The organism is Flavobacterium sp. CLA17, assembly GCF_013112255.2.
Classification (GTDB): domain Bacteria; phylum Bacteroidota; class Bacteroidia; order Flavobacteriales; family Flavobacteriaceae; genus Flavobacterium; species Flavobacterium circumlabens.
This window is the reverse complement of the sequence record NZ_CP068294.1, coordinates 2,452,061-2,464,329: the sequence shown is the minus strand read 5'-3', so window position 1 is coordinate 2,464,329 and position 12,269 is coordinate 2,452,061. Positions and strand designations below refer to the sequence as shown.

General features: G+C 32.9%; 11 protein-coding genes. 10 read left to right on the top strand and 1 reads right to left on the bottom strand.

Annotation, left to right across the window (positions count from 1 at the left end; all coding sequences use genetic code 11):
- The first annotated feature begins 1 nt into the window (after position 1).
- The 9 genes from HAV12_RS10215 (at position 2) to HAV12_RS10175 (ending at position 10,333) form a co-directional block, all read left to right on the top strand.
- The gene (locus HAV12_RS10215) at positions 2–1,264 is read left to right on the top strand and encodes an AAA family ATPase (protein WP_171569550.1); all 1,263 of its coding nucleotides are present in this window, start codon (positions 2–4) and stop codon (positions 1,262–1,264) included.
- Complete coding sequence (locus tag HAV12_RS10210) at positions 1,248–1,967, top strand: retron system putative HNH endonuclease (RefSeq protein WP_171569549.1); 720 nt, start codon at positions 1,248–1,250, stop codon at positions 1,965–1,967. The genes HAV12_RS10215 and HAV12_RS10210 overlap by 17 nt, the downstream gene beginning before the upstream one ends.
- Positions 1,964–4,987, top strand: a complete 3,024-nt coding sequence (locus tag HAV12_RS10205) for a type I restriction endonuclease subunit R (protein WP_171569548.1) — start codon at positions 1,964–1,966, stop codon at positions 4,985–4,987. Before HAV12_RS10210 ends, HAV12_RS10205 begins: the two co-directional genes overlap by 4 nt.
- 95 nt (positions 4,988–5,082) lie before the next feature.
- Positions 5,083–6,210, top strand: a complete 1,128-nt coding sequence (locus HAV12_RS10200; RefSeq protein WP_171569547.1) for a phospholipase D family protein — start codon at positions 5,083–5,085, stop codon at positions 6,208–6,210.
- A 12-nt stretch (positions 6,211–6,222) separates the two neighbouring features.
- Positions 6,223–7,128: a restriction endonuclease gene (locus HAV12_RS10195; RefSeq protein WP_171569546.1), complete on the top strand. Its 906-nt coding sequence runs from the start codon at positions 6,223–6,225 to the stop codon at positions 7,126–7,128.
- Between the two features lie 264 nt (positions 7,129–7,392).
- Complete coding sequence (locus HAV12_RS10190; RefSeq protein WP_171569545.1) at positions 7,393–7,806, top strand: helix-turn-helix domain-containing protein; 414 nt, start codon at positions 7,393–7,395, stop codon at positions 7,804–7,806.
- A 383-nt stretch (positions 7,807–8,189) separates the two neighbouring features.
- A complete protein-coding gene (locus HAV12_RS10185; protein WP_171569544.1) occupies positions 8,190–9,215 on the top strand; it encodes a virulence RhuM family protein in 1,026 nt (341 codons plus the stop codon).
- 12 nt (positions 9,216–9,227) lie between these two features.
- The gene (locus tag HAV12_RS10180) at positions 9,228–9,380 is read left to right on the top strand and encodes a hypothetical protein (protein ID WP_171569543.1); all 153 of its coding nucleotides are present in this window, start codon (positions 9,228–9,230) and stop codon (positions 9,378–9,380) included.
- A gap of 5 nt (positions 9,381–9,385) precedes the next feature.
- Positions 9,386–10,333, top strand: coding sequence for a restriction endonuclease (locus HAV12_RS10175; protein ID WP_171569542.1), 948 nt, complete (start codon positions 9,386–9,388; stop codon positions 10,331–10,333).
- Between the two features lie 167 nt (positions 10,334–10,500).
- Here HAV12_RS10175 and HAV12_RS10170 read toward each other — a convergent pair whose 3' ends face one another.
- Positions 10,501–11,526, bottom strand: a complete 1,026-nt coding sequence (locus tag HAV12_RS10170; protein WP_171569541.1) for a hypothetical protein — start codon at positions 11,524–11,526, stop codon at positions 10,501–10,503.
- 197 nt (positions 11,527–11,723) lie between these two features.
- Here HAV12_RS10170 and HAV12_RS10165 point away from each other — a divergent pair, with 197 nt between their 5' ends.
- Positions 11,724–12,239, top strand: coding sequence for an RNA polymerase sigma factor (locus HAV12_RS10165; RefSeq protein ID WP_171571664.1), 516 nt, complete (start codon positions 11,724–11,726; stop codon positions 12,237–12,239).
- The last annotated feature ends 30 nt before the right edge of the window (positions 12,240–12,269 follow it).

Sequence of the window (12,269 nt, the reverse complement as noted above, 5' to 3'; positions counted from 1 at the left end):
TATGAAAATACATTCTTTAGAGTTAACTAATATCCGTGGGTTTACACATGCAAAGTTAAATTTTCAGCTTGGTTTTAACCTTATTGTTGGTATAAATGGTGTCGGTAAAACTACTGTTTTGGAAAGTTTAAGAGTAGTTCTGTCCCATTTATTACCAGAAGCTACTCTGTCGAAAAACAAAAAAGAATCGTTTGATCTTTACGACATACAAATTGAGAAAGAGAACTTACAATTAGACGCAATAATAAGTTTTGATGAAGAAAAATTTTCATTTATGATAGCAAAACATAAAGAAAAAACAAAAATTGTCAATACAGAGAATATTAGAGCACAAACATTCGATGTGAAAAATCGATCTGAATTTAAACCAGATATCCCTAAAGATTATAAAGAAATTTTAAATCAACCATTAGGTATTTTTTATTCTTCTCACCGTTCTTTAATGAACGAAGAAAAACCTACAAAAAGTCAAACAGTAGGTGGTAAAGCCGTTGCGTTTGCGGAAGCTTTAAATTCGAAGAGAGAATTTGCTCTACGTTTATTTGCGGATTGGTTTATTGCACAAGAAGAGTTAGCGAAAGAAAATGTTAATTTATTAGATAAGATTCATTCGATAAAAAAAGCTATTTATACTTTTTTACCTGAGTTTTCAAGTTTAAAAGTAATTAAGGATCTTAGGAATGAAAACAACACTTTTAGTATTGTCAAAAATAAGAAGGAACTCAGCTTTCAACAATTATCAGATGGAGAACGTAGTATCTTAGGATTAGTGTTCGATATAGCAAGAAGACTTAGCATAGCAAACCCATCATTAGAAAATCCTCTACTTGGACAAGCTGTAATTTTAATTGATGAACTGGATTTACATTTACACCCAAAATGGCAACGCACTATTGTCAGTGATTTGCAAAGAACTTTTCCTAATTGCCAATTTATAGCAACAACACATTCTCCTCAGATTATATCATCAGTTGTTCCAGAAAATATTCAAATTATCAAAAACTTTGAAGTAGATCAAACTATAAAAAGTTACGGTTTAGATATAAATTGGATTTTAAGATTTATTATGGAAGATAATGATAGAATAAAAGAATCTGAAGAAGCTATTAAAAAAGTTCAAAAATTAATGAATGAGGTAGAATTTGAAGAAGCTAGATCATTGATTAATAAATATAAAAAAGAAAAGTTAGATCTTGAAGAATGGGTAATTTTTGAGGCCCGAATGTCTCATCTTGAAATGTTTGAAGATGAGGAGGATAATTAAAGGCCAAGAGCCAGCAAGCTTTATTCAATTTAAACAAAAAAATGAAAAAGCTGGCATTCACATACGCTACGATTCAAGTTTAGGTAAAAATGAAAGAAAACCTATAAAAGAAGCATTATTAAAAGAACAAGGATACATCTGCGCCTATACTTTGAAGAGAATTTCTTTAGACAGCTGTCATATTGAACATCTAAAACCAGAAGAACTTTGCAGAACACACATGGCTGATGGCATAGAAACTGTTTCAGATTTAGATTATGGAAACATGGTGGCTTGTTTTCCAAAAAGTTCTCCAAAAGGTATTCCAAAAGAAAAATATTTTGGAGCAATTAAAAAGGATGATAATTGGATAAACAATGGCACAGATTATATTTTGCCTTTGCAAGTAAAATGCGAAAATAATTTTAAATATAGCAAAGAGGGAACAGTGGAAGGAACTACTGTAAGAGGGGAAATAACTGTTATTTTGTTAGGATTAAACCATGATTTTCTTGTCGAAGACAGAAAATTAGCAATTGAAAGTTTTATTGGAAAGTCTAACCCAATCAAGAAAGCAAAAACTACTCAAGCAATCTCTGATATAGATAAGATAGTAAATGGCAAATATGCTGAATTCTGCATTCCTTTAAAACATGCTCTTATAGAACATCTGGCTTACCTTATTAAAATTGAAAAAAAGTTAAAATACGCTAGAAAAAAATGAATAATTCCCAAACCAAAGAAATAGCATTTGAAGAAAGCATAGAAAATGTATTATTAGCAAATGAATTCATTTCATTAACTAGCAATACTTATCATAAAGAAAAAGCATTATTTCCTAAAACCTTAATTGATTTTATCCAAAAAACCCAATTAAAAGAATGGAACAAATTACATTCTATTTTAGGAGATAGTACAGCGAATCAGATTATCCATGACCTAACAAAATGGATTGAACTTAATGGAGTTCTTTCTACTCTTCGTCATGGTTTCAAATGTTATGGAAAACAATTACAATTAGCTTATTTTAAGCCTTCTCATTCCATGAATGCAGAAGTTTTAGAATGCTATAGTAAAAATATCTTTGGTATTACAAGACAATTGTACTATAGTACACGTAATCAAAATTCAATTGATGTGGTATTAAGTGTAAATGGCATTCCTTTAATTACGCTAGAACTTAAAAATCAGTTATCACAACAAGATATTTCAGATGCAATAGATCAATATAAAAATAATCGTGATCCCCGAGAACTAATCTTTGAGTTCAAAAAAAGAACAATTGTACATTTTGCTGCTGATACTGATTTAGTAGAAATGACTACTCGATTATCCAAAGATGCCACTTATTTTTTACCCTTTAATAAGGGAAATCAAGGTGGTGCTGGTAATCCAGTAGATAGAGAAGTATCTAGCTACAAAACTGCCTATTTATGGAAAGAAATTTTGCAGAAAGACAGCTTAATGGAAATTTTAGGAAAATTTGTTCACTTACAAGTAGATGAAAGAATTACAGATGAAGGCAGGAAGATCAAAAAAGAAGCAATAATCTTTCCTCGCTATCATCAACTACAAGCAGTCCGTAAAATGATACAAACTTCATTAGTCGATGAAGTAGGGAGTAATTATTTAATTGAGCATTCTGCAGGTAGTGGAAAAAGCAACACAATTGCGTGGATTGCACATCGTTTATCATCTTTACACAAAGAAGATAATATTAAATTGTTTGATTCTGTAATTGTAATTACTGACCGTGTTGTTTTAGATAGACAATTACAAGATACTATTTATCAATTTGAACATAAAAAAGGCGTCGTATTAAAAATCGACAAAAATTCTAAACAATTAGCCCAAGCTTTGGAAAATTCAGTACCAATAATTATAACCACTTTACAAAAATTTTCTTTTGTAACAGAACAACTCAGGAAATTGTCTGAAGAACGAGGTGAAGAAACAAATGGTCTGTTAAAGACTAAAAACTATGCTATTTTAGTCGATGAAGCACACAGTTCACAATCTGGTGAAACTGCTGCCGATTTAAAAGAAGTTTTAGGAGGTAAGGACCTTGCTAGAGCAGCTGAAGAAAAAGCAAACGAAGATGGAGAAGAAACTTTGGAGCTTTTGTATAGGAATATGGCTAAAAGAGGGCGACAAAAAAACATTAGCTTCTTTGCTTTTACTGCAACACCTAAACATAAAACAATTAAATTATTTTCATCTAAAGGAGAACCGCTGCATAAATATACCATGCGACAAGCAATTGAAGAAAATTTCATTTTAGATGTACTAAAGAACTATACGTCATACGCTACATTTTATAGATTAATAAAGTCCTCTGAAGAAGATCCTAAAGTAGAACGAAAAAAGGCAGCTAAAGCATTAAGTCGTTTTATGAAATTACATCCGCACAATATTGCTCAGAAAACAGAGATAATGGTAGAACATTTTTACCAATCAACAAGGCATAAAATTGGTGGAAAAGCTAAAGCAATGGTGATTACAGGTTCTAGATTAGAAGCTGTTCGTTATAAACAGAGTTTTGATGAAATTATTAAATCAAAAGGCTATGAAATAAAATCTTTAGTAGCTTTTTCAGGTGAGGTAAAAGATGATAAAATGCCAGATCAGTTGTTTACTGAAGTTGAAATGAATAAAGGAATTAAAGAAAAAGATCTTCCTGAAAAATTTTCAACTTCTGACTATCATATTCTTTTGGTAGCTGAAAAATATCAAACAGGTTTTGATCAACCATTACTTCATACAATGTATGTTGATAAAAGATTATCAGGAATTCAGGCAGTTCAAACATTATCACGATTGAATCGTACCCATCCGTTAAAAGAAGATACATTCGTTTTAGATTTTGTTAATAATCGTGATGAAATCCAAGCTGCTTTTAAAACCTATTATGATGGAGCAGAATTAGGCCAGGAAGCTGATCCTAATAATTTATATCGCATACAACAAGAACTACTTTTCGCAAATGTCTTTACTGTAGAGAATATAGATGCCTTTATAATCATCTATTTTAAAGCTAAAGAAAAACAAAGTAGTAAGGATCATGAAGATATGAACCATATACTTGATATACCTGTTGAAAAATTCAGACAATTCTTAAAAAAAAACGAAGAAGAAGCTGAATTATGGAGAGGCAAAATTACAGCCTTCAAAAATCTATATGCATTTTTAAGTCAAATTATTCCATATCAAGATACCGATCTCGAAAAGCTATTTGTATTCTTGAGGCATTTATCAAGTAAATTACCGAAGAAAACTAATGGCTTTGATTATAATTTTGATGATTCAATAAGATTAGAATATTATAGATTACAAAAAATCAGTGAAGGATCTATTAGTTTAAGCAACGTCAAGGAATATAAATTAGATGGCCCAACGGACGTAGCCACTGGATTTGTAAGAGAAGAAGAAATTCCTTTTTCAAGAATTGTGGATGTAGTTAACGATAGATTTGGAACAGAATTTAATCAGGCAGATCAATATTTTTTCGATCAAATAATACAAACAGCAATTGCGGATGAAGATATCATTCTAGCTGCAAAAGCTAATTCACAAGATAAATTTACATTGATGTTTAAAAGTATTTTACAACAACTATTCATGGAACGTATAGATCAAAATGAAGATATTTTTGCCAGATTCATGGGGGAGAAAGACTTTAATAAAGCAGTAACAGAATTATTAGCAAAGGAAGCATTTACTAAAATTAAGATATCAAAAATATAAGTATCATAATCCATCGATCCAATAAAAAAATTGTGCATTAGAAGTGTTAATTATTTTTGCTAAAATTAAAAAACAAACTTAACATTGTTATAATTATGGAAATTTTACAAGATAATTGGTTAAATGTTTTTTTACAAGAACTTAAGGGAACAAATGAAATTAAAATTGTCTCTCCTTTTGTTACTGATAATATGGTAAGCCATTTACTTAATAATTGGAAAGGAAATACCATTAAATTGATCACCCGTTTTAATCTTAATGATTTTCGTTCAGGTGTATCAAGCCTAAGTGCTTTAAAAAGATTACTAGCACAAGGGGCCGAAATAAAAGGAATAAAGGACCTACATAGCAAAACATATATTTTTGATGTAAAAAGTGTTATAATTACTTCTGCAAATTTTACAGGTGGAGGTTTTTTTAGAAATCATGAATTAGGAGTGATAAGTCATAATCCTAAGAAAACACTAGAATCAATTGAGTATTTCAGTAAATTATGGAAGCTGGATAATTTTATTCTATCAGGTCCAAAAATAGATGAATGGAATATTAATATTTTAAATAATAGAGTTATTATTAATTCAGGTTCAGAATTAGAAGATTATGGAACTTGTATAATAAATAAAGTAGTAAAACAAAAAAATTACTTTATAAAATTTTATGGAACAAATTACGAGAGAGCTGAAAGAGATGTAGAAATTATAGAAGAAGTTAGTGGAACTCACTGTCATTTTGCTGTAACATTTTCAAAATCAAACGGGAGACCAAGGCGCTATCAAGATGGGGATATAATTTATTTAGCTAGAATGGTAAGTGGGGGTGATTATGCAATATTTGGTAGAGCAATTGCTAGAAGACATATAGATGATAGGGATATTGCTAGTCCAGAAGATATTGCAAGAGTTCCATGGAAAGACTATTATCCGGTATATATAAGAATTCATTCAACGAAATTTCTAAGTACCAACTTAGGTAATTGTCCTATGATGGGAGATCTTATAAAAGATTTAGATTATGAATGTTTTAGAAGTACAAAAAAAAGATATTTAGATGGAGAACAGAATATTAATCCGAAAAATGTTTTAATGCAAAAACCTGATGTAATTTTAAGCGAAGAAGGAGCTTACTGGGTTGAGCAAAAATTTAAAGAAGCTGAAAAAACATATAGCCTTATATCTCAATTAAATATTGATAATTTATATCAAGGAATTCCTCAAATTTTATAAATAAAACTATTTATGCCAAAATCAAAATCACAACAAATAGCAGAGAAAACGATATTTGCCGCCTTTAAAATTCTAAAAAATAATGGTGGAGAAATGCGAGGTAAGGATGTAATAGATAAAATAAGGGAAACTGTTACTTTTGATGAATATGAAAGCCATCGTTTAGAAAAAACAGGGAATATCAGATGGGAATCCATTTTACGCTTTTTTACCATAGACTCTATGAAAGCCGGATTTTTAAGAAAAAATAAAGGCACTTGGATTCTTACTTCAGAAGGTGAAAATGCAATAAAATTAGGACCCGAAAAATTACTGGAAACAGCAACTGAGCTATATCGACAATGGAATGGAAATAGAAAAAAAGAAGTTATAGAAGAAGATATAGTTGAAGAAGATTTTACGATAGAAAATACAAATCAAGCACAAGAAGCGATATTGAATTCTTATGAAGAAGATGCTTTTAATGGAATTAGGAATTTTATAATAAACAAAAATCCATATGAATTTCAAGATTTGGTGGCTGAATTATTACGAGCTATGGGATATTTTATTTCAGAGGTAGCACAACGAGGACCAGACGGAGGAATAGATATTATTGCTTTTACAGACCCTCTTGGAACTAAACAGCCACGTATAATAGTTCAAGTAAAACATAGACCTAATGATAATGTATCTTCCGACGAGGTACAAAAATTAGCTGGCACTTTAAAAAGGAATACGGATGTTGGGATTTTTGTTACCTCTGGTACCTTTTCAAAACCTGCCGTAAAAGAAGCGCGAGAATCAAGGGAACATATTGAATTAATTGATTTTAATCGTTTGACCTCATTATGGCAAGAGTACTATTCTAAAATGAGTGATGAACAAAAGAATCTATTGCCTTTACACCCAATTTATTTTTTAGGCAGTAATGAATAGATATTGCAATAAAGGTCATTAATTAAATTTATAGTAATCTTAGCATTTCTAAGTCTATTTAGTTGTGAAGGTAAGTTAGAAAACTACAAATTATATTAATCAGAAAAACTCCCGCTTATCACTTCATCCCAAAATCTCATATTTTTAATCAAACTTGTATGAAAAATTGTATTTTTGTTCCATACACACAGTTAAGGCATACAACCAAATAATTGTATCCTCCCTAACCGTTATTTTTTTATTCGTAATTATTATCTTTGAGCTATGAGCACACAAACAAAACCAAATCACATCGGGCGAAAAATAAGCCGTATTCGCGAACTAAAAGACATGAAACAGGAAGCATTGGCGCAGGCTATGGGAACCAATCAGCAGGCGGTTTCGATTATAGAAAACAGCGAGACCATTGACGAAGAAAAGTTGATTGAAGTAGCAAAAGCTTTGGGTGTGAGTGTGGAGGCCATTAAAAATTTTTCGGAAGAGGCAGTACTAAATATTATTGGCAATACGTATCATGACAATGGTATCGTTAATGCCGGAACTAATTATAATTGCACTTTCAATCCCTTAGATAAATTAATGGAATCAGTAGAAGAAATCAAAAGCCTTTACGAACGTTTATTACAAGCCGAAAAAGATAAAATTGAATATCTGGAAAAATTAGTAAAAGGAAAATAAACCTTTACAAGATATGACAAAACAAAAAGAGAGACCCGGGAGTCTCTCTTTTTGTTTTACTATTTAGCATTTTTTGCCTCTTCCCTATTCTATTTATTGTTTCCCCTGCTTCTCCCTAAGTCTTCTTATGAAAAGCTGGCAACCCCGAAAGCCTTCGGGACTGACTTTTTAAGTTTAGTTCTTATACTGCGTTTATTTTTTTACCTACATTAAACAATATTATAAGAAAATTAGTTTTAAAGTCAGAAACTTTATAAGATTTGGGTTTTTCAATTATATTTGTTGAAGGGCACAAAGTCAGTCCCGAAGGCTTTCGGGATTGCGGAGTGTTACCAATGAAAACGTAACGGAAAGGGTAGTAAAAGAATACAGGAACGAGTTTTATGGATGAACAGCGTAATAGGAATACAGGAGAAATACTTATATATCAAAATCAGGAAGGCAATATTAAAATTGATGTGCGGCTTGAAGAAGAAACAGTTTGGCTAACGCAAGCGCAATTGTGTGAATTGTTTCAAAAATCTAAAGCAACAGTCAGTGAGCATATAAAAAATATTTTTGAAGAAGGAGAATTAATCGAAAATGTGGTTGTTCGGAAATCCCGAACAACCACTCAACATGGTGCTATTGCTGGGAAAACGCAGGAAGTTGAAGTAAATCTATACAACCTCGATGTCATTATTTCTGTTGGTTATAGAGTAAAATCGCAGCAAGGAACACAATTCAGGATTTGGGCAACACAGCGTTTAAAAGAGTATATCATAAAAGGTTTCGCTCTAAATGATGATCGCTTTAAGTCGGGTACTTCAATGAATTATTTTAACGAATTGCAGCAACGCATTCGTGAGATACGAATATCCGAAAAGTTCTTCTACCAAAAAATAAAAGACATTTACACCACAAGTATCGATTATGATCCGAAAGACGAGAAAACAGTTTCGTTTTTCAAAATTGTACAAAACAAACTTCTCTGGGCAATCTCTCAAAACACAGCGGCTGAATTAGTCTATCGCAGAGTAGATGCCTCTTTACCCTTATTAGGAATGCAGTCTTTTGATAAAAAGGAAGCCAAAGCGGTGCAGAAAACAGATGTCAGCATCGCCAAAAATTATCTTAATGAAGATGAAATAAAACTTTTAGGACTACTGGTTGAGCAATATTTAGCATTTGCCGAGACGATGGCGCAACAACAAACTCCCATGTACATGAAAGACTGGGCAGAGCGCCTGGATAGTATTTTGCAGCTCAACGGAAGAGAATTGCTGTCGCATGCCGGAAAAATTACCCATCAAATGGCATTGGATAAATCTAACGGGGAATTTGAAAAATTTAAAGAAGTTCGAAAAACAATAGAGATCGAACAGAGCCTGAAGGAAATTGAGGCAGATATTAAAAAATTGAAAAAATAACCTAAAAATACAATGACTACCACAATACAGTCTGAAAAGCAAACCAAAGCACTTATTGATGTTAAAAGAGCGCAAAGTCAGTCCCGAAGGCTTTCGGGATTGCGGAGCGTTACCATTGAAAACTTAGCGGAGCGGAGCAAATTTATTAACCATTTCGTCAAATAAAAAAAATGGACAAACCAAGAATAGCAGTTTTCGATGAATGGATTCCCTTCCATATTGGTACTGAAATAAAATTACCTGAAAATGATAATCCCATAAACTGGTCTGAATTTATCAATTCTCCAGAATTCCTTCTAACTTATGATAATGGAAGTAGAAAAGAGTATCGCTTACAAGATGAAAAAGCAATTGACGAAATTCATAGGATTTTAAAATTTCAAACTTGTCCTATCTGTAAAAGTAAAATGGCTCCTCGTCCTCAAGATTTTAATGAACAAATATATATTTGTCTAACCTATGGTTTTTGGGGAGGCAGAGGCAGCAGAATGGATAATGTGTCTTCAAAAATTGGTCTGCGGGGTGTGTTAGGAATTTATAAACCATTAGTACCATTACAAGATTCAACAACAGAATATCTTGTAAGTCATTTAAAAAAACATCCTGATCAGCTTCCTAATATCGGACCTAAACGTGCAGAAAAATTTGTTATGGACTTATTGTCAGATTATTCAAATTGTGAAGTTAAAAATGTGGGTGGATATAAAGATAAAGGGATTGATGGCTATATTATTAAAGGGGATGAAATTAGTTCAATAGTTCAAATAAAATGGCGAGAAAACATGAACGGTGCTGAAAGCGTAAAAGTTATCAGAGAAGTTGCCGGTACTTTATTAGCGAGAGGTATTCCATCAGGAATTTTAGTTTCAAATAAAGACCATTTCTCAAAAGATGCAATTGAAGATGCCAATTTAATTTCTAAAAACGAAATAAATAAATTAGGAACAATGCAATTGCAGTTAATGGATTATCATAATATATTAGATATGCTAGAAATATCAAATACAAAACTTACAGATAAAATGAGAATAGAAGACTGGATTAATTTTGAGCAAGGACATCACGTATTTGATGGTGCCATGAGAATATCTGATGATTTCGTTAAAATGTTTAAATAATCAAATATTTCATTAACAGCTATTAAAAGTGGAATTGCTATTTATGATTTTTTTTCTTGTAATTCAAAGAATAAAGAAGATATTCCATTTGCAGCGAATAAATACCCTAATCATCACATTTTTTGCGGAGAATAAGTAAAATATTTTTCAAATTAGTAAATCAATAATTAGCTTTTAGTTTTTTCAAAATACAGATACTGTGTACCATTACTGACATTGCGAAAGCGTATTATTGAATTGTTAAACTCAAACAACTTCCAGCTCGTATTCAATTTGGCGAGTTCGGGGGAGCTGAACGTAAGCTGAAAGACCCTAACCCCATACTGTACGCTGCTTTGCCATTGTCCGGTTTCCGAAATTCCATTTTTAGTCGCTACGACCGACTGGTCATTAGCAAAGACCAGGCAATAGCCGTTATACAAAGCCGTTTTATCGGAATCGGCAAAATAATAGGTAATATCCCAGGAAGCACCGGTCAGGGTTGCCGTGAAATCAAGTGGCGTAATGTTGTTTTCGGGGCAGTAATCAATCGCGTATTTAATGGCATTTTCGAATTCGGTATTGTTCGTAATGGCTTTTGTCTGATTGTTGTAATCGGTAACCGAGATCGGATATTGCAGGGCGATATACTGGCTGGCGTTCAGGTTTTTGATAAAACTGAAAAAGGCCTGATCGCTGGCAATCGACACCGAACCGGCGATCTGATTCGCGCTGTTATAGGTATTGATCGTGATCGGATAATTGATGTTGAGTCCGTTGATTTTAGACAACAGGTCCGGGTACATGTTCCAGTAATCGATTAGGTCTTTAAATTCGGTTTCGTTCGGGATCACTTTCTGGATGTAGTTGTAATACACCATCGTTACGGGAAAAGTGATCTTTACAACATCATCGTCGTATGCATCGGCGTTGATATTGTCGATTACTTTTTGATAATCGGCAGTGGTGTTGACCGCAATGGTGGCACTATTGACCGTCACGGTATACGGGAGTTTTATGGTACAGTAGGTAGAGCCGTCGATGACATTGTCCTGTACGGTGGGTACCATGGCCACCCTTTGCAGATAGGTCGTAAGCGGAGAAGCATTGGTCACTGTTCCGGGTGCGGTGGTGTCCTGCTCTTCTGAATCGCTCTGACAGCCGCATAAGAACAGTACAAGGATGATGGATATATATTTTTGGAAAGGGAACATAGTGATATTTTTACAAAGGTAATAAAATTAAGAAACTGTTTTTTAATAAATTCGTCCTCAAAGGTTTCGATCCCTTCGTCTGTACTAAATTATCAAAAGGTAATAGCATTCTATACCTCTATAAAACAATCCTATTGGCTTTTACCCTACTTATACTAAAAACAAATACTTTTGCAGCATACCAATTGAAAATGGAAATGCCAGATCAAAACCAATCCAATACCTGTGATGAGATTATTTTTTCGTCTTTCTTCAAAAGTCACGTCAAAGCGCTTCGGAATTTTCTTTTGTACAAATTCGGTAATACCGACCAGGCAGAAGATGTGGCGCAGGAAGCTTTTGTGAAGCTTTGGCAAAACTGTGCTTCGGTACCGCTGGAAAAAGCAAAGTCGTATCTTTATACGATTGCCAACAACAGCAGTCTGAACGCTATTGCCCACCAGAAAGTGGTTTTGAACTATGAAAAAAACTTTAGCGGTACAGATCAAACGAATGAGAATCCGGAATACCTGCTGGAGGAAAAACAGTTTCAGGCGAAGCTTTTGCGCGCCATTGAAAACCTGAACGAAAAACAACGGGTCGCTTTTCTGATGCACCGTATTGACGGAAAAAAATACAGTGAAATTGCCCTGGAGCTGGACCTTAGCGTCAAGGCCGTTGAAAAACGCATTCATCTCGCCCTGTTAAGCTTACGTAAAGAAATTGATTTATAAAAAAGTAGGGTAAATTGAATTCTAATTGTT

What these genes read in the sequence shown, in the direction of transcription:
- HAV12_RS10180 (WP_171569543.1), top strand. Translation starts at nt 9,228, where the DNA reads ATGACTACCACAATACAGTCTGAAAAGCAAACCAAAGCACTTATTGAT.
- HAV12_RS10215 (WP_171569550.1), top strand. Translation starts at nt 2, where the DNA reads ATGAAAATACATTCTTTAGAGTTAACTAATATCCGTGGGTTTACACAT.
- HAV12_RS10175 (WP_171569542.1), top strand. Translation starts at nt 9,386, where the DNA reads ATGGACAAACCAAGAATAGCAGTTTTCGATGAATGGATTCCCTTCCAT.
- HAV12_RS10195 (WP_171569546.1), top strand. Translation starts at nt 6,223, where the DNA reads ATGCCAAAATCAAAATCACAACAAATAGCAGAGAAAACGATATTTGCC.
- HAV12_RS10210 (WP_171569549.1), top strand. Translation starts at nt 1,248, where the DNA reads ATGAGGAGGATAATTAAAGGCCAAGAGCCAGCAAGCTTTATTCAATTT.
- HAV12_RS10185 (WP_171569544.1), top strand. Translation starts at nt 8,190, where the DNA reads ATGGATGAACAGCGTAATAGGAATACAGGAGAAATACTTATATATCAA.
- HAV12_RS10165 (WP_171571664.1), top strand. Translation starts at nt 11,724, where the DNA reads ATGCCAGATCAAAACCAATCCAATACCTGTGATGAGATTATTTTTTCG.
- HAV12_RS10205 (WP_171569548.1), top strand. Translation starts at nt 1,964, where the DNA reads ATGAATAATTCCCAAACCAAAGAAATAGCATTTGAAGAAAGCATAGAA.
- HAV12_RS10170 (WP_171569541.1), bottom strand. Translation starts at nt 11,526, where the DNA reads ATGTTCCCTTTCCAAAAATATATATCCATCATCCTTGTACTGTTCTTA.
- HAV12_RS10190 (WP_171569545.1), top strand. Translation starts at nt 7,393, where the DNA reads ATGAGCACACAAACAAAACCAAATCACATCGGGCGAAAAATAAGCCGT.
- HAV12_RS10200 (WP_171569547.1), top strand. Translation starts at nt 5,083, where the DNA reads ATGGAAATTTTACAAGATAATTGGTTAAATGTTTTTTTACAAGAACTT.